Annotated in this window: 18 protein-coding genes and 2 pseudogenes; 11 read left to right on the forward strand and 9 right to left on the reverse strand. The window is 40.3% G+C overall.

From position 1 onward, the window contains the following. Nucleotide 1 precedes the first annotated feature (1 nt). From H8744_RS05260 to H8744_RS05285, 6 genes and pseudogenes are all read right to left on the reverse strand, one after another. Complete coding sequence (locus tag H8744_RS05260; RefSeq protein ID WP_262433833.1) at nucleotides 2–946, reverse strand: CXXX repeat peptide maturase; 945 nt, start codon at nucleotides 944–946, stop codon at nucleotides 2–4. Between the two features lie 33 nt (nucleotides 947–979). Beyond that, complete coding sequence (locus H8744_RS05265) at nucleotides 980–2158, reverse strand: radical SAM peptide maturase, CXXX-repeat target family (protein WP_262433834.1); 1179 nt, start codon at nucleotides 2156–2158, stop codon at nucleotides 980–982. Between the two features lie 7 nt (nucleotides 2159–2165). Beyond that, a complete protein-coding gene (locus tag H8744_RS19135; RefSeq protein ID WP_500793321.1) occupies nucleotides 2166–2729 on the reverse strand; it encodes a hypothetical protein in 564 nt (187 codons plus the stop codon). A gap of 15 nt (nucleotides 2730–2744) precedes the next feature. Next, nucleotides 2745–4580, reverse strand: a complete 1836-nt coding sequence (locus H8744_RS05275; protein ID WP_262433836.1) for an Ig-like domain-containing protein — start codon at nucleotides 4578–4580, stop codon at nucleotides 2745–2747. Nucleotides 4581–5582: 1002 nt separating this feature from the next. Continuing rightward, nucleotides 5583–6266: pseudogene (locus H8744_RS05280) on the reverse strand (PD-(D/E)XK nuclease domain-containing protein); the annotation flags it as partial. Nucleotides 6267–6354: 88 nt separating this feature from the next. Beyond that, nucleotides 6355–7059, reverse strand: a complete 705-nt coding sequence (locus tag H8744_RS05285; protein WP_262433838.1) for a DNA alkylation repair protein — start codon at nucleotides 7057–7059, stop codon at nucleotides 6355–6357. 132 nt (nucleotides 7060–7191) lie between these two features. On the opposite strand from H8744_RS05285, the gene H8744_RS05290 reads away from it, so the two are divergent. Genes H8744_RS05290 through ybeY form a run of 3 tightly spaced genes read left to right on the forward strand, consistent with a single transcriptional unit; the run spans nucleotide 7192 to nucleotide 9875 of the window. Then, nucleotides 7192–8196 carry a M20/M25/M40 family metallo-hydrolase gene (locus tag H8744_RS05290; RefSeq protein ID WP_262433839.1) on the forward strand — a complete coding sequence of 335 codons (1005 nt, stop codon included), beginning with the start codon at nucleotides 7192–7194 and terminating at the stop codon, nucleotides 8194–8196. Nucleotides 8197–8211: 15 nt separating this feature from the next. Further along, a complete protein-coding gene (locus H8744_RS05295) occupies nucleotides 8212–9444 on the forward strand; it encodes a nucleoside recognition domain-containing protein (RefSeq protein ID WP_262433840.1) in 1233 nt (410 codons plus the stop codon). A gap of 14 nt (nucleotides 9445–9458) precedes the next feature. Beyond that, entirely contained in the window at nucleotides 9459–9875 is a 417-nt protein-coding gene (gene ybeY / locus H8744_RS05300) for an rRNA maturation RNase YbeY (RefSeq protein WP_262433841.1), read from the forward strand. A 261-nt stretch (nucleotides 9876–10136) separates the two neighbouring features. Here ybeY and H8744_RS05305 read toward each other — a convergent pair whose 3' ends face one another. Beyond that, the gene (locus tag H8744_RS05305) at nucleotides 10137–11063 is read right to left on the reverse strand and encodes an outer membrane beta-barrel protein (protein WP_262433842.1); all 927 of its coding nucleotides are present in this window, start codon (nucleotides 11061–11063) and stop codon (nucleotides 10137–10139) included. Nucleotides 11064–11170: 107 nt separating this feature from the next. Here H8744_RS05305 and H8744_RS05310 point away from each other — a divergent pair, with 107 nt between their 5' ends. The 8 genes from H8744_RS05310 (at nucleotide 11171) to H8744_RS05345 (ending at nucleotide 21100) form a co-directional block, all read left to right on the forward strand. Further along, a complete protein-coding gene (locus H8744_RS05310; protein ID WP_262433843.1) occupies nucleotides 11171–13183 on the forward strand; it encodes a kojibiose hydrolase in 2013 nt (670 codons plus the stop codon). 60 nt (nucleotides 13184–13243) lie between these two features. After that, a complete protein-coding gene (gene mnmG / locus H8744_RS05315) occupies nucleotides 13244–15118 on the forward strand; it encodes a tRNA uridine-5-carboxymethylaminomethyl(34) synthesis enzyme MnmG (RefSeq protein ID WP_262433844.1) in 1875 nt (624 codons plus the stop codon). Between the two features lie 50 nt (nucleotides 15119–15168). After that, complete coding sequence (locus H8744_RS05320; RefSeq protein WP_305067341.1) at nucleotides 15169–15699, forward strand: adenine phosphoribosyltransferase; 531 nt, start codon at nucleotides 15169–15171, stop codon at nucleotides 15697–15699. Nucleotides 15700–15952: 253 nt separating this feature from the next. Then, complete coding sequence (uvrC, locus tag H8744_RS05325) at nucleotides 15953–17773, forward strand: excinuclease ABC subunit UvrC (RefSeq protein WP_262433846.1); 1821 nt, start codon at nucleotides 15953–15955, stop codon at nucleotides 17771–17773. Nucleotides 17774–17941: 168 nt separating this feature from the next. Further along, complete coding sequence (gene dtd / locus H8744_RS05330; protein ID WP_262433847.1) at nucleotides 17942–18394, forward strand: D-aminoacyl-tRNA deacylase; 453 nt, start codon at nucleotides 17942–17944, stop codon at nucleotides 18392–18394. Beyond that, nucleotides 18394–18732, forward strand: coding sequence for a nucleotide pyrophosphohydrolase (locus H8744_RS05335; protein WP_262433848.1), 339 nt, complete (start codon nucleotides 18394–18396; stop codon nucleotides 18730–18732). Before dtd ends, H8744_RS05335 begins: the two co-directional genes overlap by 1 nt. Beyond that, a complete protein-coding gene (gene deoC / locus H8744_RS05340; protein ID WP_262433849.1) occupies nucleotides 18719–19621 on the forward strand; it encodes a deoxyribose-phosphate aldolase in 903 nt (300 codons plus the stop codon). Before H8744_RS05335 ends, deoC begins: the two co-directional genes overlap by 14 nt. 768 nt (nucleotides 19622–20389) lie before the next feature. After that, on the forward strand, nucleotides 20390–21100 hold the full coding sequence (locus H8744_RS05345) for a DUF1266 domain-containing protein (RefSeq protein WP_262433850.1): 711 nt from the start codon (nucleotides 20390–20392) through the stop codon (nucleotides 21098–21100). 77 nt (nucleotides 21101–21177) lie between these two features. On the opposite strand, the pseudogene H8744_RS05350 reads toward H8744_RS05345, so the two are convergent. Together H8744_RS05350 and H8744_RS05355 are read right to left on the reverse strand one after the other, a co-directional pair. Next, nucleotides 21178–22531 (reverse strand): annotated as a pseudogene (locus tag H8744_RS05350) (transposase). Between the two features lie 232 nt (nucleotides 22532–22763). Continuing rightward, nucleotides 22764–23738, reverse strand: coding sequence for a polyprenyl synthetase family protein (locus H8744_RS05355; protein ID WP_262433851.1), 975 nt, complete (start codon nucleotides 23736–23738; stop codon nucleotides 22764–22766). Nucleotides 23739–23752 lie beyond the last annotated feature (14 nt).

Below are 23752 nucleotides of genomic sequence, written 5' to 3' on the forward strand. Positions count from 1 at the left end.
TTTAAAATTCTTTTCTTATATCTAACGGATCGAGATAAACTAGTTCCTTTATATCCTGCCCAGGCAAAAACTCCCTGATTTGCCGTCTGAGAGCAGACAGTAAAAGGCGCGAAGCATTGCGTTCCAAATGCGCAACGACACATTGCTCATGCGAAGGAGTATTAACTTCATTAGTCATCTTACGATTCAAATATATACATCGCCTGCATTGATAAGCATCACAATTACGGCACAAAGGAGCATGATCTAACCGATAAAGCTGGGAATTCTTAATATCCAGCCCTGATTTTAAATCCCCAATGGAATCGTTTTCTGTTTCATAATAAAAAGCCGGGCAAACATAAAAATTACCATTAGGAGCCAACGTTACACTCTCCCAACCAGAATTACAGTTATTCATCCGACTTAACATCAGCCGATCAGTCAATAAATTCAGTTGTGGAGTTTTCCCTTGTTTATGCAAATCCTCTAATTGAAAAGATATCCGACTTAATACGCATTGGTAGGCTTCAAAATCTTTCTCTGTAAAAGTCTCTATATCGGTTATAATTACATTCAATCGAGAAATTTTGGAAATTACTTCTCCAATAACGGTATAATATCTGAAGAAATCTTTTTTTACAGTACGAAGCACATAAGCAACATTCAATTCATACGAATAAGTCCGTAATTGTATCCAGCCATCTAACACAACTACATCTGCATGCTCCTTATGGACTGCCGGAACTATTTTACTGTGCCTCACCGTATCTATAATATTTTTATATTCTTGTGGCAAATCATAACTCGGATAAACAAACTGAACCGTTAAATCCTCTTTCATCGCAAACATTACTCCTGCTTTGAGATCTTCCAATCCAATTAATCTATTTTCTAACCCTTTATTACTGTAATGACAGTATGATATACTAGTGTCATCTAATACGATAATCAAATATTGAAGCATTACACTCGTTGATTATATTATAAATGTTTTATTTTACCTTTGATTTTCATTCATTCTCTCCCTTTCCAATCTGGGAAAGAGTTTATTCCAATAATAATTATTTGCATGTACACGAGCTTTATGCATTTTACAAATAGCGGTAGAACGCTGATAAATGGTAGCAGTTTCCGCTGCATCGTAATTCTCTCCTTGACACCATGCACATCCTTCAGCGACTTCACAGGTTATACATTCTTGTGAACTTTGCGTACAACGGTCTAAGGTAAGAAACGGACGGAGTTTATTCTTATCGATGCCGTCCCAAACATTTCCAATAATCCAAGCTTTCTTATTTCGCAATGAATATTGGGCAAAGCGAGTACAAGGATAAAAATTTCCCGCAGCATCCACAGATAACATTCTTCCTGCTCCGCACCAATTCTGATTCTGATGAACACAATCCATCGGTTTGCCCAAATGTTCGCTAAAAAAAGAGCAAGCATAATCGTGATAGTACTCTTTATCGATAATCTCATCTGCTAATAGCAGTAGCTGTTCTTCAAACAAAATATCATCACCCGGTAGCCAAACATCCTCAAACACGCAATTTATATTAACCTCATGAATGCCTAAACCATAAAGATGGAGTACGCTATCTTTGATATAAGGGATATCGGCACTACTGATCGTTACTTTTGTAGCAGCATTGGGAAATTGCTCCAGCCAAAGGGGAATATTGCGAACTACATCATGGTATGATCCTCGCCCGGTAATTTTATATATCCGGTTCAGATCATGCTTCATTTCTGTTCCATCAATCGTAATTCCAATGCTCAGATGGCCGAGATTCTTCTTAACAAACTGCTGTACTTTCTCTTCGCTATAGTTGATGCCATTGGTAGAAAAACTAAAACGGTAGGAATTAAACCAATGATGATTCCTCCTAAACATTTCAATCTTAATATAATCACAAATCCGATCTATTAAACCTATTTCCAGAAACGGTTCACCTCCAATAAAATCCCAAACTACTGATTCCTCAGGGAATTCCCGTTCATTATCGAAAATATAATCAATCGCTTGTTTAGCTATCTCCCAAGGCATTCGTTCTTTTGTGTTTTTCCCTACGAGATAGCAATATTTGCAAGCAAGCTGGCAGTCTTTGGTAACGATGAAGGTAATAGATTTTGCTATACCGCCTTTCCAGTTATCGTTAATTTTAACTTGATTCATATTGATTCTAGTAGTTCATTTGCATACAGACATGGGTACATGAGTGTAAACAATACCTATCACACCCTCCTAAGCAAGATACGTTGCAATTCCCTTGACAAGATTTATCACAAGTATTCAAACATGAGATATTACATCCCGTTCTACAAGTCGTGTCACAATTCTGCGCACATCCCTGATTACAACTATTACCGCAACCGGAACAAGAAGATGAAGTGGCAGAATCTTTGCAATTATTACCACAATTATCCTTACAACCATTCGTACAGCTGACACTACAATCGGAGCATGAAGAAGACTTGGCAGTATTGTTACATTCTTCATTACAACCTTCTTTGCAAGTATTACTACATCCGCTTCCGCAACCATTTTGGGCAGTCCCAACACAACTACTGCTACAGCTCGTACCACATCCCGCTTGGGCAGTCCCAGTACAACTGTTTTTACAACCAAGCGGCTCGTCATCTTTGCTGCAAGCACTTAATAAACTTGGTGCCAATACTATTATCCCCAAAAATGGGATAGTCTGCTTTATGGCTTCTTTAATGAATTCCCGACGTGTTATTCCCATATATCTATTTATAATTTAATCAAAATAGTACAACCCTTTTTCTTTCAAGATATAGTGATAACGTATATCATCATCTATATTTGTAAATTTAAGATCCGTCTCATATGGAAAAACAAGATAATATGCACCGATTCCGTTAAATTCCTTCCAACCACCATCTTTCCGAAAATAAAAGCTACCTCTTCCATTTTCCAAATATATTGATTTTGAGTAGTCGGTATTTTTCTTCAAATAGCTATTATCTCCAACTGCCTCAACAAGATATGTACCGGTAATTTTTATATCATATACGATTTCAAGATAAAGTTTATATCGCGTAGTATACATTTCGGACATATCTTTTTCACAACCATTGATTTTTAAGTCAATAGAAAAATCACCGCCAATGGTTTGAATGAATACCTCATCATCAAAATACTCAACCTTTGACTCTATACGATTATATGGCCTTATATAATAAGTTGTTCCAGGCTTTAAAGCAGTCAATTCCAAATGTAATTTACCATCGCTTTCAAGGCTGGCAGTCGTTGTATTATCCGTAATCTTAGGATTTGGAGATGTTCCGTAACAGACATTAATAGTAGTTATTCCACTTGGGGCGGCAGATATTAGTATGATTTTGTCCTCATATATATCAGTAGCCTCGAAATGTGTTTTAATAATACCTGTTGTAGTAAATTCACCTGTTTCTCCATAATAATAATCCCCATTCAGTTTGGCAAATATGCGAACATAGTAAGTGGTTTCCGGCTGCAAATCATTCAATGTATACGCAATATTGTTGTTCGAAAGTATCACTTTCGTATCGGCAATTGTTGGCATTGGTGAAATTGAATAGCAAATGCCGATTTCCTCCGTTTGTAAACCATAAGTCGTTATGGTTCCTTGGATATAGGCCGTGGATGTAGAAACAGAAGTTATCTGGGGGATAGATATATCAACTGTCGTTTTCGTGGCAAACATTGCCTGATCTCCATATTTGGCAGAGCCGTCTGTAATTGCGTAAATACGAACATAATAAGTAGTATTCGCTTCTAATTTAGTCAATGTATAAGAGAGGCTCTCACCGGATAAAGAAACTTTTTTATCATTAATTGTCGGTGATGGGGTTGTAGAATAACAGATACCAACCTCACTGATCTTAACCCCGAATGCCTTTGCCGTCCCTGTTACTAGGGCCGATATTGAAGTAACGGCCGAAACTTCGGGAGCAGATATTATTACTCCTTTATTTAAAACTGTAATTTGGCAGGATGCCGTTTTACTTCCATTATTTGTGGTCGCTTTAATAGCAACCTTCCCTTCTGCCACGGCAGTCACTTTACCATCGCGATCTACTGTTGCTATGCTATTATCTTCGGAACTCCAAGCTACAGCTTTATTGGTTGCATTATCAGGAATTACAGTCGCCTCAAGTGTCACATCATCTCCTACTACCATAGTGGTATCTATAGGATTAATAGATACTCCTGTCACATTGACCACTTTATCTACTACCGTAACCTTACATGTGGCAGTTTTTTTCCCAACAAGTGAAGTTGTGGTAATAACAGCCTCACCAAGTTCCACAGCAGTTACCATTCCCGTCTCATCGACTGTCGCAACACCGGGTACGCTCGAACTCCAAGTATGTCCTTTGTCAGATGCATCCCCTGGAGTAAAGGAAGCAATCAATCGTTCAGTCTTTCCTTTTTCCAGTACTAATTCATTTTTGTTCAATGCAATATCAGGGGACTCCACCTCTTTGTCGTCACTTTTACTACAGCCCGATGCTAAAAGCAATGCCAACAACAAAACTGTTTCTGCAAGAACACACATTGACCTACTACTAAACTTCTTATTACTAAGCATAAATAACATAGGTTAATGCCTATAGACTTTCCCCTGATTCAGCAATAAATAAAAAAAGGCATGGGAAGTCTGTACTTTCGCTTATCCCGAACTCAGGCTCTCGCATCGCCCATCTACAAGGATAAGCAACGCAGCTAGCCCACGCCAAGATGAAATATACAGAACACCACGCCAAACGCAATGTTTGAATATGCACCTAATGTGGACGCTCCCCGTTGCCGTATCTCCTTGTAGATTTCAAATTTGCGAGATTTGAGTTCAGAAGATAACGTTTGGTAAACGCCTTTTCTCAATTATTCATAAGAACCTCCCCTAACCCACTGGCTAGCTGAGATTCCTCACAAAGGAAAGTACTTTTAACAAGAAAAGCAAATGTTTTGTGAAAAATCAATGCTTATTTATTCTATGTATTAATTGGGACATGCAACAATAACGATAACTATACAATAAAAGTGAAAACAAAACATAGTATTCTTCCAACAAAAAAACGTTGTGATTTCAATTACTTTTTGTCACTTTGTATTTCCTACCCACTCATGGTTCCGTTTTTTCCGCCCTACATACAAGTGAAAGCGAAAAAACGAAACGAATTTTCATATTTTCCAATGATACAGCCGGATACAGGAATCTTTACAGTTCTAAAAAATAATAATAGAGCCTATTTCTCTCTTTTATTGGAATTAGAAAGCAAAAAGAGGTATTTTACATGATGAATGCGGATATCGGAGCTGATGGGTATTGCTACCCAACGTGATGGACATTGCTACTTTACACGTTGGGCATAGCTATTCCACATATCAAGTATCCCTACCTGACGTGTTGGGTATAGCTATCCAAGAAACCGAACATGCTACATTCTCAACACATATAGCAAAAAAACGGAATAAAAATGCCGATCTTCCATCTATGGCTTCCTATTTTTTCGTCTCAAAAAGATATGCTTGTCACAAGAACATGGGAAAAAGAAACAATCTGATAAGGAATATATTGAAAAGTGAACAATCATTCCACAATCCATTTTTCAATATTCCGTGTTTTCTTACTAAAGTTTACCCCAATCTTGAAAAGCTTACGGGGATCGGATGCAAAAGGCAAAGCGTAGTGCTTCTCATTAATCTGTTGCAATGCTTCCTCCGCTGTGCCATTCAATTTAAACTCCATTACATAAATAAATTTATCCGTTTGCAGAACAAGGTCAACGCGCCCCTCACTGGTATGGTATTCCGCTTTTACGTAGAAACCTACCAGTTTGAAAACGATAAAAAGTACATTCTGATAATGTAGTTCCAAATCATGAGCTAATTCATAGGGGGTATCTGCAAAGAAACTCTGCAGGCGACGAAAGAATGCATCATAATCACCATTGTCTACTTCCTGTACAAATTTCTTTATCTCAAACGGAGATTGCACCGCACTGTAATGGGTATAATAGTGAAGCAAAAAGCGAATGAACCTCTCTTCCACTTCACGATTAGGAAATCCCAGACGGTAAATACCGAATTCTGGATCATAATCCTTGATAGTAAGATAACCGCTCTGGTAGATGACGGGAATAGGGTCGGTAGATGAAGCGTCAATGCTATTGAGTACATCGGCACTTGTTTCCTCGTGTGCCATACGTTCCAAATCATAATGATGCTTCTTGAGCAATTTCACTAAATAAGTAGGCGTACCCGTCTCAAACCAGTTACATTAGACAAAGATAGTCTTCTTCAGAAGAACTTCATACCAAAGTATGCTAAAATCCGATAACGCCCCCATTATTCATCATTATTCATCGTTGCATATAATACTTCCTCTCTTCTTCCGTCAATTTCTCGATGGAATAACGCAACATGGTTCGAGGCATTTTCTTACTATATTGATCCAGAAATTGTAACAACAAATCTTTATCCCGCTTTCCCATTTCACGAAGCATCCAGCCGACCGCTTTCCGCATCAGATCATGTTCATGCAGTAACAACTTCTCTGAGAGACGGAGAGTGTCGATGAAATCGTTGTTTCTGATCAATGTAATGGTAGCGACAACGGCTATACGCTGATCCCAAAGCAAGGAGCTATCTGCCAAACGATATAAATCTTCACGGGATTTATCTTTCAGGTATTCCCCGACAATGTAAGGAGCGGAAAGGTCTACCAAATCCCAATTATTAACCCGGCAGGTCTGTGTAAGATAGAAGTCGTAGATTGCTTTTCTCCCCGTTTCATCGGACTTCTTATAACGTTCCACCAACATCAGCAACGCACATAAACGACATTCGTGCCACTCGCTCTGCAATAAGTCAGCCATTACCTCGAACGGTTCCTCTTTATGCCGCTTAGCCACTTGGCGGGTATTGGGCACTACCACACCGAGAAACTTATCACCCTCACCATATTGTCCCTTTCCCGTCTTAAAGAAATAAGGCAAAAAGTCCCTTTTCACCGGATCAACATAGGCTTCCAACTCTTTCTGAATCTCTTTTGTCTTCGTTTTCATTTGATCATAATCTTTTATCTGCGTGATCCGTAGTGGATTCAACCGGGTTCAAAAATAAACAAAAAAAAGACCCGCATATGGAAAGTTATAACTATTTTTGCATTCAGTGTCCAATAATAAATGCCGTCGACTATGCATAAAAGATTTTTAGGAGCTTTCTGGTTTCTGCTCATTGTCCTCTCCATCCATGCCCAATCTCCGCGGGAGAAAGGGTTAAAAAGTATCACACAACACTCAGCGGAAGCGATTGTCGGTTTTCTTGCCGATGATGAATTGGAAGGTCGCGAAGCCGGTCAGCATGGTTCGCGCCTGGCTGCGCGCTACATCGTTTCACGGTTGAAGGAGATCGGAATAGCTCCGTTGGATTCCCTCGGCTATTATCAGCCTTTCGAAGGCTATCGCAAAGAACGCCAACAAAAAGGACGCTGGGAGGTCGATCCCGATTCTATCGTCACTATCAAAAAAGGGACTCATCGGTGTTTGTCCATGGCAAACGTACTCGGAGTCGTCCCCGGCAAACGGCAGAATGAATTTGTCGTTGTCGGTGCGCATTTCGATCATCTGGGAACTGATCCTGCATTGGTGAATGATCAGATTTACAACGGTGCTGATGACAATGCTTCCGGTGTGTCTGCCGTTCTACAGATAGCTAAGGCATGTATGGAAACAGGAAAACAGCCGTTGCGCACGGTGATCTTCGCTTTTTGGGACGGAGAAGAAATAGGTCTGCTCGGTTCCAAGTACTTCACACAGACTTTTCCTTCCATCGAGCGGATTAAAGGCTATCTGAATTTCGACATGATCGGTCGTAATACGGATAACGCCCGTCCGGAACATGTGGTGTATTTCTATACAGCGTCCCATCCTGTTTTCGGGGAATGGCTGAAAGAAGATATCCGCCAATACGGTTTCCGTCTTCAACCGGATTACCGGAGTTGGGACAAACCTGTCGGAGGAAGTGACAATGCTTCTTTTGCCCGTTTTGAAGTACCTATCATCTGGTATCACACAGATGGGCATCCGGATTACCATCAACCTTCCGACCATGCCGATAAATTAAACTTCGAGAAACTGACATACATCACCAAAGCCGCTTTCCTCAATGCCTGGAATCTGGCAAATGAAACTGACTACTAAAACGACCAAGCAAACATGGTTCTGAATTACATCTGGATAGCTTTCTTTATCATTGCTTTCATCGTAGCCTTGGGAAAACTTATTTTCACGGGGAACACTGAGATATTCACTGAGATCATAAATTCGACCTTTGTTTCCTCGAAAACAGCTTTTGAAGTTTCGCTCGGACTGACGGGAGTACTCTCGCTCTGGCTCGGTGTCATGAAAATCGGGGAAAACAGCGGACTTATCAATGCATTGGCACGCTGGCTGAGTCCGGTCTTCTGCCGTTTGTTTCCCGATATTCCGAAGGGACATCCCGTGATGGGATCTATCTTTATGAACATGTCCGCCAACATGCTGGGACTCGACAACGCTGCTACTCCGATGGGATTGAAAGCTATGAAAGAGCTACAAGAGCTGAATCCGAAAAAAGATACTGCCAGCAATCCCATGATTATGTTTCTGGTTATCAATACATCCGGACTGATATTGATTCCCATTTCCATCATGGTTTACCGCGCCCAATTGGGAGCTGCACAACCTACGGATATTTTTATCCCGATTCTACTCAGCACATTCATCTCTACGCTCGTAGGGGTAATTACTGTCAGCATCTCCCAACGTATCAACCTGATTAACAAACCAATATTGATACTCATGGGATTCCTGAGTTTATTCTTCGGTGGCTTGATCTATCTTTTCACCCGTCTTTCTCGAGAAGAGATGGGCACTTATTCCACCTTGATAGCCAATATAATCCTGTTCGGTGTCATCGTCCTTTTCATCCTGACGGGCATACGAAAGAAGATAAACGTGTATGATTCCTTCGTAGAGGGTGCTAAAGAAGGATTCTCCACAGCGGTAAGGATTATTCCCTACCTGGTAGCCTTTCTGGTCGGCATTGCCGTATTCCGGACTTCGGGTGCAATGGACATCCTTGTGGATGGCATCGGGTATGTAGTGGGGTTTTGCGGACTCGACACCAGTTTTGTCGGTGCGTTGCCCACAGGGTTGATGAAATCGCTCAGCGGCAGTGCGGCCAACGGATTGATGATCGACACGATGAAAGAATTCGGTCCCGATTCATTCGTTTCCCGTGTCAGTTGTGTAGTACGCGGTGCTTCGGACACTACATTTTATATTCTGGCGGTCTATTTCGGCAGTGTAGGAATCACCAAAACCCGGAATGCCGTCACTTGTGGACTGATAGCCGACTTTTCCGGTATTATCGCTGCAATATTCATTAGTTATTTATTTTTCTTTTAAAACATACTCCAATTATGGCTGTAACTTACCAAACCGAAGGCGTAAAAATGCCTGATATCAAAAAGCGTGAAACGACTGAATGGATCAAATCCGTAGCTGCCGCTTATGGCAAGAGAATCGGTGAAATCGCCTATATTTTCTGTTCGGATGAAAAAATACTGGAAGTAAATCGTCAATATCTGCAACATGATTACTATACGGATATCATTACCTTCGATTACTGCGAAGGCAACCGTCTTGCTGGCGACCTTTTCATTAGTCTGGATACAGTGAAAACGAATGCCGAACAGTTTGAAGCAGATTACAATACGGAGCTACACCGCGTCATTATTCACGGCATCCTCCATCTTTGCGGCATCAATGACAAAGGACCGGGTGAGAGGGAGATCATGGAAGAAGCGGAAAACAAGGCTTTGGAGATGAGGAAATAAACTTTGCATTGATAAAAAATAAGCAAATTGTAAGCCAGAGAACTGAGGTTTATTATTCATCTGACTATTTTAGTATCACTGCCATCTTTTTTGAAAAGGAAAACGCTTAAGGAATATATTATCAATCACCCCTTAAGCGATTTCTTGATAAAGAGAGAGTAAAGTAGTACACACGAACACACTTCCCTCAGAAAACTATATATCGCTTTCATTTCCCCCACCGATTGTTACCATTCTCCAAAACAAAGAACCAGGTACTAATCAAAAATAAAAGCGCAAGCCGCCTAATAAATTAAAACGGTTGATCCCGCTTCTTTCATTTTCTTTCAGATTCATGTCATCTTCATTGGGAAGACTGCCTGAGACATAACTTGTAGTTGCCCCAAGACCTATGTTTTTTGAAAGCATATATTCAACGCCAATAGTAAGATGCCCCCCGAAACCAGTCATATCATTACTCGGTTCATGATAAAGCAAAAGTCCGAAACCTACTCCATATTTCAATATCCATTTATTCAATTTAGTACGACCAACCAATTCGGGAGCCAAATAAGAAAGTACCATATTTCCTTCGTCAAAAGCAGCCCTATAGCCTGAATATTGGAATCCAACTCCTAAACCGGACTTCCAAACATGCTCGTAACCTAATCGCCATTCGACTCCTCCTTTATGGCCCAAACTATTACCGGAATAATCATAAAGCCTGCTCGTTATCCATCCGTAACCAACACTCATCTCAAACGTATTGGCGGGTGCCATCCGTTGACGACGTTCTTCATTAGTTACCGTGAGAAAGTCTTGCACGGGATTAGCTTTTAAAGTATCAACCTCCAGATTACTAAGATGCAACATCAAACCAGATATCTGATGGCAGGAACTCCCCCAAAAAGAAGGTTCCATATGATTGGTAATAACAAGTCCATTACCTCCCGCTTTTCCGGTAGCCTCCTTTGCCAAATACACAACCTGGTCATATTTGCATTGGGTAGAAAAACCTCTATCCACTACAGATACTCGCCCAATTGCCTCGGCTGAATTAGGAACAGTTTCTCCCATTTCTATTACAATGACAGAATCAGGTAACACAACTTCGGGATAAGTCTTAGCAAGAGCAGTGACTACTTTGGGTGAACATGAAACGAATAGTAGCATTATTACTACACCAGAGAATAGATGAATATTTTTCATATATTAAAAATGACAGGTTTAATTATTGCAAAGATACGGAAAAGTCACATATAACAAAAAATATCGTAGATTTGCAACCATAGTCCATAACCTCTCAAATAACGCATATGAAGAAATATCTTTTTATCAGCTTTTTTATTTTATCTGTTTTCACGTCAACAGCACAAAACAATGATTGGAAAATAGAGGCAAATAACACTACCAACTACGTTGGGACACCGGTAGCTAACGGTGGAATCGGTATTCTTCCCTGGTCAGAACCTTTTTCGATTCGTCATATCATTCTTAACCATGTATTCGACAGCGATGGCCCCAGAGGAATAAGCCGTGTCTTAAGAGGCATTAATCCGTTTCTCCTAACTCTGGAACTTGATGGTGAACAAATCACCAAAGACAATATCAAAGATTGGAAACAAGTGGTCGATATGAAAGAAGCAACACATAATACTTCGTTCACAGGGCTGAATAAAGCAGAAATCAGTTATAGTATTTGCGCTTTGCGAAATATGCCTTACGCAGGGTTAATCCGGGTAAACGTGAAAGCTTTGGATAATTTAAGTTTAAAAGTAATTCAGACAATGGAAGTACCTGATGAGTATGGAAAGCCAACCTCTGTGTTCAAAACCATGCAAGATGGAACCAGCAGGCAACTTGTTTTCCAGACAAGCGCCCCCTCTGCACAAGGAGCGCAGCATGTTTCAGCTTCCTCATCTTTCCTATGTCCGGACAGTACCTATACGATACAGGCCAACAAGAAGGATAACAACATGTATGTTGAGAAACAATTAAAAAAAGGAGAAACAGCAACTTTTGCTTTGGTTGCAGTCATCTGTTCAACACGAGACTTTTCCGACCCTTATGGTGAATCAGAGCGTCAGGTCGTTTATGCCAAGCATGAAGGAACGCAGAGACTGATATCTTCGCACCGCTGCCTATGGAATGAACTGTGGGAAGGAGACATCGTCATAGAAGGTGATAAAGAAGCTCAAAGGGATGTACGTTTCGCTTTATACAATCTCTATTCTTTTTGCCGGGCAGGAAGCAGGCTTAGCATTTCGCCAATGGGTTTATCAGCGCAAGGGTACAATGGACACATCTTCTGGGATACCGAAATCTGGATGTTTCCACCCATGCTTTTACTCAATGGCGAAATAGCCGAATCCATGATCAATTACCGTACCGACCGACTCGATGCAGCCCGCAAGAAAGCTTATATCCATGGCTATAAAGGTGCCATGTTTCCTTGGGAGTCGGATGATTCAGGAAATGAAGCAACCCCTTCCTGGGCATTGACCGGACCATTCGAACACCATATCACAGCAGATGTTGCCATAGCATGCTGGGCATATTATTCTATCACTAAAGACAAAAAATGGCTCATCGAAAAAGGATACCCACTTATGAAAGAAGCTGCTGATTTTTGGGTTAGCCGTGCAGAAAAGAACGAAGATGGTACTTATTCCATCTGTAATGTGGTAGGAGCCAACGAATATGCAGACGGAGTAACTGATAATGCCTTTACCAACGGTTCTGCAATCCGGGCACTTCAAGATGCGACAAAAGCTGCGGCAATCTGTGGAGAGAAAGCCCCCAGAGCATGGTCGGAAGTTTACAAGAGTTTGAGAATTCACTCTTTCGATGATGGTACTACACGAGAGCATAAAGACTATCAGGGAATAATGATCAAACAAGCCGATGCCAACCTACTTGGGTATCCACTGGGGATAATATCCGATCCAACCACCTTAAGAAAAGACCTGGCTTACTATGCAGACAAAATAGATCCCGAAAACGGACCAGCCATGTCCTATTCTGTTTTCTGCGTGCAATACGCTCGTTTAGGTGAAGCTGAAAAAGCCTATGAAATGTACAAAAAAAGTTTTCAGCCTAACCAACGTCCTCCTTTCGGAGTAATTGCAGAAACAGCAACCAGCCAGAACCCCTACTTTGCGACAGGAGCCGGAGGACTGTTACAAGCCGTAATCAACGGCTTCGGGGGGATTCAAATTACCGACAAAGGAATCATCCAATTACCATCCGTGTTGCCGCCTCACTGGAAGAAGCTGATCATAAAAGGCGTAGGCCCCGACAGGAGAACATTCATAAAAGAACAAAAATAATCTTTCCGTAGTTTTCCTTTTTCGTAACTTTGCATCGTTCGAAACATAACTATTGAAAGAATGGACTTTAAGTATGATGTTATAGTAATTGGTGCCGGACATGCAGGCTGTGAAGCAGCGGCAGCGGCAGCTAATCTGGGTTCCAAAACTTGTCTCATTACAATGGACATGAATAAAATCGGGCAGATGAGCTGTAATCCGGCAGTTGGAGGTATTGCCAAAGGACAGATTGTACGCGAGATTGATGCTTTAGGAGGACAGATGGGATTGATTACGGACAAGACTGCCATCCAGTTCCGCATATTAAACCGTTCTAAAGGGCCAGCAATGTGGAGTCCACGTGCACAGTGTGACCGTAATAAATTTATCTGGGCATGGCGAGAAGTATTGGAAAATACACCCAATCTTCATATCTGGCAAGATACCGTAAAAGAGCTACTCGTTGAAAACGGTGAAATAATAGGATTAAAGACTATCTGGGATGTAACCTTTCATGCTAAATGCATCGTACTTACAGCTGGTACATTCCTTAATGGCTTGATGCATATTGGTAAAAGCATGTTGCCCGGAGGGCGCATGGCAGAACCTGCATCCTACCAATTGACTGAATCCATAGCAAGGCATGGCATTGAGTATGGACGTATGAAAACAGGCACTCCGGTTCGTATAGATGGACGCAGTGTTCATTATGAATTAATGGATACTCAAGACGGAGAGACAGACTTCCATAAGTTTTCTTTCATGGACACTCAAGTACGTCATCTGAAGCAACTGCAATGTTGGACGTGTTATACGAATCCCGAAGCACACCGCATACTGCGTGAAGGACTTTCAGAATCTCCCCTTTTCAACGGGCAGATTCAAAGTATAGGTCCACGTTATTGTCCAAGTATAGAAACCAAAATCGTAACTTTCCCTGACAAGGAACAGCACCAGTTATTCCTCGAACCGGAAGGAGAAACGACACAAGAATTATATTTGAATGGTTTTTCTTCTTCACTCCCAATGAGTACCCAAATAGAGGCATTAAAGAAGATACCCGCTTTCAAAGATCTTGTGATTTATCGACCGGGATATGCCATAGAATATGATTACTTCGATCCTACTCAATTAAAACATACGTTGGAATCGAAGATTATCAAGAACTTATTTTTTGCCGGACAGGTAAACGGAACAACCGGATATGAAGAAGCCGGAGGGCAAGGAATAATTGCCGGAATTAACGCACATATCAATTGTCATGGTGGAACCCCTTTTACTCTTTCCCGTGATGAAGCCTATATTGGCGTATTAATCGATGATCTTGTAACTAAAGGCGTGGATGAACCTTATCGAATGTTTACATCCCGTGCCGAGTATCGCATTTTGCTTCGTATGGATGATGCAGATATGCGACTCACAGAAAAAGCATGGAGACTAGGTTTAGTAAAAGAGGATCGATACGAACTTCTAAAAAGAAAGCGGGAAGCAGTGGAAAGGATTATTTCTTTTGCACAAAGTTATTCGATAAAAGCGTCTCTTATTAATGATTCTCTTGAAAAATTAGGCACCACCCCTCTTCGACAAGGATGCAAGTTAATAGAATTAATAAATCGGCCACAAATAACAATAGAGAATATAGCCGAACATGTTCCAGCTTTCAAACGTATACTCGATGAAATAATTGAAAGAAAAGAAGAAGTTATAGAAGCTGCAGAGATTTTAATCAAATATGAAGGTTATATTGGCCGTGAAAGAATCATAGCCGACAAATTAGCTCGCTTAGAAGGCATAAAGATAAAAGGAAGATTTGATTATAATTCAATTCAATCCCTCTCTACCGAAGCACGTCAGAAATTAGTTAAGATTGATCCGGAAACCATTGCACAAGCGAGTCGAATCCCAGGAGTATCCCCCAGCGACATAAATGTATTATTAGTACTTTCGGGAAGATAACAGAATGCGTTTCACGTGAAACAAAACATTTAAGGAAATAAAATAAATCCATGATTATGAGCAAAGAAGCACTTATTAAAAGCATTCGGGAAATAGCTGATTTCCCGATACCCGGAATCCTCTTTTACGATGTAACAACCTTATTCAAGGACGCTGAAAGGTTGCAAGAATTATCGGATACGATGTATGAGATGTACAAAGACAAAGGTATTACAAAAGTAGTAGGTATTGAGTCTAGGGGTTTCATAATGGGACCGATTCTCGCAACAAGGCTAAACGCAGGTTTCGTACCCATTCGCAAGCCAGGAAAGTTACCAGCAGAAACCATCGAAGAAAGTTATGACAAAGAATATGGAAAAGACACTGTACAAATCCATAAAGATGCTATCGATGAAAACGACATTATTTTACTTCATGATGACTTATTGGCTACAGGTGGAACAATGGAAGCAGCATGCAAGCTTGTGAAAAAATTAAGGCCAAAGAAGGTATATGTAAACTTCATCATTGAACTAAAAGAATTAAATGGAAGGTCTGTATTTGGAAATGACGTAGAAGTAGAATCTGTTTTGTCACTCTAAAATTCTCCCACAGACAGGGACAAAGACATCCACATCGTTTTCGCTGAATCAACATTTAAAGAATTTAATTGAAAGAGGAATAAAGCCTTTCATTGAAAAAGACAAAAGACAGACACAAAACGCGAATCCGCAAACTACACAAATTGATAAAAGAGCTGTGTAACCTGTGGAATTCGCGTTTTATCATAACAGCTTCAAATATTCAAACATTACGAAACAATATATGTTCAAATCGCATCATACCCTTTAATAGATGGAAACAAATCAGGAATTAAATACCAATGAATATTTAAAAGGAATCGTTTCGAACCTTCCGGAAAGACCAGGCATTTATCAATACTTGAATGCTGAAGGAACAATCATATATGTGGGAAAAGCCAAAAACCTAAAAAGAAGGGTCTACTCCTATTTTAGCAAAGAGCATGAGCCGGGAAAGACAAGGGTGCTTGTCAGCAAGATAGCCGACATACGCTATATCGTGGTCAATACGGAAGAAGACGCTCTACTATTGGAAAACAACCTAATAAAGAAATATAAGCCACGCTACAACGTATTGCTTAAAGACGACAAAACATATCCTTCTATTTGCGTGCAAAACGAATATTTCCCAAGAGTATTCAAAACTAGGAAAATCATCCGAAACGGATCATCCTATTTCGGTCCTTATAGCCATATCCCCTCTATGAATGGAGTATTGGACTTGATTAAACATCTTTATCCGCTGCGCACTTGCAACTTAAATTTATCACCCGAAAACATACGCGCAGGAAAATTCAATGTTTGCCTTGAATATCACATAAAGAAGTGCGCTGGACCATGTATCGGCCTCCAATCTCAAGAAGAATACCTTAAAAACATTGATGAAATCAAGGAAATTTTAAAAGGGAACACCCAAGAAATAAGCCGAATGTTACTTCAGAAGATGCAAGACCTTTCAGCTGAAATGAAATTTGAGGAAGCTCAGAAAGTTAAAGAAAAATATATATTAATCGAAAACTACCGCTCCAAATCGGAAGTGGTCAGTGCCGTACTACATAATATCGACGTCTTTTCCATTGAAGAAGACGACAATAACTCTGCATTTATCAATTATTTGCATATTACTAACGGGGCTATCAATCAAGCATTCACTTTCGAATACAAAAAGAAACTGAATGAGAGCAAAGAAGAACTACTCACACTGGGCATCATCGAGATGAGAGAACGATATAAAAGTCTCTCACGTGAGATAATCATCCCGTTTGAACTCGACATGGAATTAAATAACGTCGTATTCACCGTTCCCCAACGGGGAGATAAGAAGAAACTACTCGAACTATCCATGCTTAATGTAAAACAATACAAAGCCGACCGGCTGAAACAAGCAGAGAAGCTTAATCCCGAGCAAAGGAGCATGCGACTAATGAAAGAAATCCAGCAAGAACTACATTTGGACAAATTACCGATGCAAATAGAGTGCTTCGACAATTCCAACATTCAAGGTTCTGATGCAGTAGCAGCATGCGTTGTTTTCAAAAAAGCGAAGCCATCAAAGCAAGATTACCGGAAATATAATATTAAAACCGTAGAAGGACCGGATGATTATGCATCTATGAAAGAGGTGGTTAGAAGGCGTTACCAACGTGCCATAGAAGAAGAGACTGCCCTACCCGACCTCATCATCACCGACGGAGGGAAAGGACAAATGGAAGTGGTTCGCCAGGTCATGGAAGAGCTTCAACTGGATATCCCCATCGCTGGTCTTGCCAAAGACCGAAAGCATCGGACTTCAGAATTACTATTCGGTTTCCCTCCCCAAACCATCGGGCTAAAACAACATAGCCCCCTATTTAAGTTATTAGAGCAGATACAAAATGAAGTCCACCGGTTTGCTATTACATTCCACCGTGACAAACGCAGTAAACGGCAGATAACGTCTGCACTTGACACGATAAAAGGTATTGGAGAAAAGACCAAAACGGCTTTATTAAAAGAGTTCAAAAGTGTAAAACGGATCAAAGAAGCATCTTTGGAAGAAATAAGCGCCATTGCCGGTGAAGCTAAAGGAAAGCTCATAAAAGACGCATTGAAATAGATACATGTAAATAAAGCATAAGATTTCGCAGAAAACTCTGCAAAGCAGAGCATACTCTGTAACGAATTTCGTAAATTTGCCTTTCTAAAAGAAGCAGTAGTTGAATGAATGATTTACCCAATCAATCGTTAAACTAAAAAATTAATTCATTAGTAAAGAAGAGAATAAATGAGAGTAGTAATACAACGAGTCAGTCATGCATCTGTCTGTATTAATGGTAATTGTAAATCTTCGATCGGTCCAGGGATGCTGATTTTGATAGGCATAGAGGATACCGACGAATCAGAAGACATTGAATGGCTATGCAAAAAAATAGTCAATTTACGTATCTTCGATGACGAAAACGGAGTGATGAATAAATCTATTCTTGATGTTAACGGAGACATTCTAGTTATCAGTCAATTTACGCTACATGCATCGACTAAAAAAGGGAATCGTCCCTCTTACATCAAAGCTGCCAAACCCGAAATTTCCATCCCACTCTACGAACAATTCTGCCGGAAATTGAGTTCTTCACTAGGAAAAGAAATTGGAACAGGCGAATTCGGAGCCGACATGAAAGTGGAGTTATTAAACGATGGTCCGGTCACTATATGCATAGATACTAAAAACAAAGAATAATGACATTTGAAGAAGCCCAAAAGCAGGTTGACCTGTGGATAAAACAGTATGGAGTACGCTATTTCAGCGAACTCACCAATATGGCAGTTCTTACCGAAGAAGTAGGTGAACTAGCTCGCGTAATGGCCCGTAAATATGGTGATCAATCTTTCAAAAAAGGCGAGAAAGACAACTTGGATGATGAAATGGCAGATGTACTTTGGGTACTGCTCTGCCTTGCTAACCAAACCGGAGTAAACCTAACGGAGGCATTCGTCCGTAACCTTGAGAAAAAGACTAAAAGAGATAATCAAAGACATATAAATAATCCCAAATTGAGTGATAATGGAACAGAATGACAGCCATCTGAACAAGTATGACGCCACATTGGCTAAGTACAACACGAATCTGAACGATGCCGAGATACAAGCTAAAGTAGATAAAATCATCGAAGAAAAAGTAGCAGAAAACAATACGGAAGAAGTAAAGAAATTTCTGTTCAACTGCATAGATCTTACTACTCTAAACTGTACGGACAGCGATGAAAGCGTGATGAAGTTTACGGAGAAAGTAAACCAATTCGATGATGAATTCCCCGACCTAAAGAATGTAGCAGCTATTTGCGTTTACCCGAATTTTGCTGAAGTAGTCAAAAACACACTTGATGTGGACGGAATCAATATCGCCTGTGTTTCAGCCGGATTTCCTTCTTCCCAAACATTCATAGAAGTAAAAATAGCAGAAACGGCTATGGCATTAATGGAAGGCGCAAATGAAATAGACATTGTAATTTCTGTTGGAAAATTCCTGAGCGGAGACTATGAAACGATGTGTGACGAAATCCAAGAACTGAAAGATACTTGTAAGGAATGCCATATGAAAGTGATCCTTGAAACAGGGGCTTTGAAAACAGCCTCTAACATCAAAAAGGCCTCTATCCTATCTATGTATGCAGGCGCAGATTTCATCAAGACCTCAACCGGGAAAATACAACCTGCTGCAACACCAGAAGCTGCTTATGTGATGTGCGAAGCCATTAAAGAGTATCATGAGAAAACCGGTAATAAAATCGGTTTTAAGCCCGCTGGTGGTATCAACACCGTTCATGATGCACTTGTATACTATACTATCGTAAAAGAACTTTTGGGAGAGGAATGGCTAAACAATAAATTATTCCGATTGGGAACCAGCAGATTAGCCAATTTACTACTTTCTGAAATCAGAGGAGAAGAAATCAAATTCTTCTAAAATAATGATTCTATTAAATGGAAAATCCGTCACCTTCTCTTCTAAATTAAGCAGGAAGTAAACTCGGAAATACCACTTTTCCCTTTAGTAATTTGGGTTCAGCTCAGCATAACCAAATTACCGAGTTAGTGTCGATTCGTTGTCACGCTCTTGTCAATTCGTTGGCAAAAGCGTGACATTCTACAGGTATTCTTGTGCCAACCCATTAGAACAAAATCCTTTCTTGTACAACTAAGCCAAAAGAAGAGGTATCCAGTAGTATCAAATGAATTAAAGAGAAACCAACTTATCCACTAATTTCCCGCAAAAACATAGTATAATTCGTTAGAACTAAAGAACAATCTCTCAACCAGATAAAGAAATGCAATACCCGTTACAGAATCAACTTATTATTAGCAGCTAAGAAATAATTTCATCAACAGAAATCGCCATTTTTGTAGCAAAAATTAAGAAAAACTAAACTTCCTTACTCTGCAAAACTCATTTTTATTATCTTTGCAAAAATATTAGCTCAAAGAGAGAGAGCTAATACATTGTATTAGAGAACGTTTCATTTATTATCTTTTTCCTGGAATTCGGCAAAATTCGTGTTATGAAAGGTAATAGGCAAACGGGTCTCACGCACCTTCACGTATATACTCTTGTTATATATCGAATGGAGCGTGAGACTGTTGCTTGTATCATCATAACGGCTTGCCGAAGCCCCAGGAAAGATACAGAGCAACAGTTCTCACGCTTTTCGGTTACACAAAATTTAAAAACAAGAGTATGGAGCAACAAAACATTTCGTTAAGATTCAATGGCAACCTAGAAGACTGCAACCTTCCAAAATCTAAGAAACAAGATTTATTTATCGGACTTATAGCGGGAATGAGGAAGGGATTCTTTGTCAACAGTCTCAGTACTGGCATCAATAAAGACACTCTTCATGAAATACTTATAGGGGTAACTAAACCCAAACAGGAATCTACCATTACCGAGACACTAAAATTCCTTCAAACAGAAGGAGAACGTACGGCCTATTCCATTCTTCTACCCTACCTACTCTCTTCAAACGATAAAAAAGAAATAGAAAAGATATTGCGTGAACGTTTTTTCGGAATAGAGTTATTCGTAAACCGGGCACATAATATACGTAAGTTTCTAGATTATGTACATGACAAAAACATCGTTTCCATCAATGAAAACGACTTAATAAGAGGTATTCTTTCATGGGATATGGGCGAACTCATCAATCTAACACGCATTGCATTCGAAGCAGGGTATATCAATGAAAGCACAGCATGGGAACATATTAAGTTTGCCGGAGAACAATGCCGAACAAACTACCGGAATTGGGAAGAGATAGGAAAAGGATATCTGATAGGCCAAGCTATGAAGGGACATTCAGTAAATGTCTTTAAAAGTAATATGGCATATGAAGATGACTTACTAATATCATCTCATATGCCATTTTTATTATCTATTTTTTCTCTCTGACCTAAAATCTTCTCCTTTTGGGCATGATGTTCCGGAAGAAGCCTGAGACTTCTTCTAACAGATTCTTTATACTTATGCTATGCAGCTTTCTTCTGTCCGTTTTTGATTTTATCAATCATCAATATTGCGTTTGCCGTATGTATCCCAAAGAAAATCCACAGGATTTCTGTTTTCCTGTTCCGTGCTTTGATTTTCGATAGCGAATAATGCTGTTTTTGCGTACCGAAACTGCCTTCAAGCCTGGTGGCTCTTTCCCTCGAGAGTTCACTCCTGAGAACCTTCCTCACCGCCTCGTCCTTTGCAGCTCTTCCCTTGCGTACAAAGGAGGTTGATATCCCATATTTTGTACAGAACTTCCTGTTGGCATTATTGGCGTATATGGAATCTGCGGCCACACATCTGACCCTCACATTCATCAGTTTCTGATGCATATGGATACAATCCTTCAGACGTATACCCTCATTGAATGCCTTGAAAGAGACGTGCTCGATGAATGAGATTCCATCTATCTGTATGTTATTAACCTTTGCACCGAACTCGACAGATTTTACTTCCTTACCTCTTACGATAGGGTGTACGTAATGACGGTCAATACTGACAATACGGTCACTGACCTTCCTGCCTTCAAAGAGTTCCTTTTCCTGTACAAGGACCTTGCTGATTATGGAAAGCCGTTTCTGATAATCCTGTGTATATTTGAGTAAAGAGCCGTGTTCTCTGTGAATGTCATCCCGTTGCATGATGAGTTTTTCCAGGAGTCTGATCATGCGACGCTTCAGCATTCTTGTCCTCGAAGCCTTCCTCTTTCTTTTCTTACAATAGGACAGATAGGATGCTGCAACATCTGTGTATTTGTTACGGGGACGCCTTATGCCGAGTTTCCCACAATGCATGCAGACATGCCGGTAGAGCCATGCTTTCCCAAAGGAGCTTCATGTCCGTAGGGAAACGCATATGACTTTCATAGCATGTGGCATCGGCCATACACACGTGAAGGTTCTCAAGATAAGGCTTCCAGTGTGAGGCAAGAATCTTCTGAAGGGAGTCGATGTCAAGACGGGATGCAACCTCATTACGGATAGCGCTGATTATCTTGTAGTTGGTTATAGGGCAGGACGGGTCTATCATGATACCGCAAAACAGCTGATAATGTATGTTTCCGTTAAGATGTTCTACCAGCAGCCTGTCAGAGAATCCGGTATAAGCCTTCAGTACCATAAGGGCTATCTTCGCGGAAGGACTGAAACTGTTCCTGCGACCCAAGCGGGATTGTGAAAGGCCTGTCTCTTTGGCTATACTCTCGAACGGAAACACGGAATGAAGACTGCCAAGTTCACTCGCATGAAAACTCTTACGATATTTTTCCAGAATATCGAATTCTGGAAACCCTAAAGTAGGGTGAATTTCTGAAATATTTTGTATCTTCGCCATATCTTAGTGTGGATATTTCCCCCGTTTTGGCCGGCAAACCGTATTTTAGGGGGAATACCTAAAGATACAAAAAAGCCAACTAATTCGCAATACTTTTAGTATGAATTAGTTGGCTAATTTTATAGGATTTACTGAATATCCCTATGAAATGTAAAGAAACAGCAGAGACAGATAAAGTTATTGAATGTTTACTGATAGCTATAAAAGATGAAAGCAGCCCATGGAAACAGGACTATTTGTCTCTAACCACGACATAGTTGATATAGCTCTCAAGAGCAGAAATTACATTAGAATATGGTAATGTTCGTAGTAGCTCAACCGCTTTCTCCTGATATTGCCTTATGACCTTTTCTGCGTATTCAATACCACCGTTTTTCTTCGAAAAATCGATTAATCCAGCGATTTCATCAGGAGAGGCCGTTCCCTCTTTCACTCTTACCGCTATGCTTTTTGCCCACTCATCGTTCGTAGAATTTAGTGCATATAAGGCAGGCAATGTCAATTTACCCTCTAGCATATCGTTGCCAGTAGGCTTACCTATCACTTTACTATCGAAATAATCGAAAATATCATCTTTTATTTGAAAACACATACCAATGTATTCACCTAACAAACAGGCTGTTCCGATTTCATTTTTATCCGCACCGACAGATAGCGCAGCAGCCTTCGTACAAGCCGCAAAAAGAGCAGCAGTCTTTTTACGGATCACATCGAAGTAGATAGCTTCTGAATATTCGGGATTGCTCACATTAGAAAGTTGCAATATTTCTCCATCCGCCAAATCCTGACCTAAACAGGATATTACTTCGATAATTGCATGGTTCATTGTCTTCCCTGCGTGTACAAGGCTGGTTGCCAGCAAAAAATCTCCTACCAGTACTGCTACCTTATTATTAAATATAGCATTGACCGAAAGCTGACCGCGGCGTTCGGTACTCTCATCCACTACGTCATCGTGTACCAAACTGGCAGTATGAAGCAATTCTAAAGAAACAGCCGCATGGAGAGTTGCCGGTTGGATAGCACCAAAGAGACGGGAAACCAATAGCACAAGAATAGGACGCATCATCTTCCCGTTCTTTTGCCGAATATGAGCAATCACATTATTAAGCAAAAGATTCGAACTGGACAGAGAACTATCAAACAAACTTTTGAAATCTTCCAGTTCCGCAGATATAGGGGATTTTATGAGAGACGAACTATCCATACGAAACACTATTT

The organism is Jilunia laotingensis, assembly GCF_014385165.1.
In the GTDB taxonomy this organism is placed as follows: domain Bacteria; phylum Bacteroidota; class Bacteroidia; order Bacteroidales; family Bacteroidaceae; genus Bacteroides; species Bacteroides laotingensis.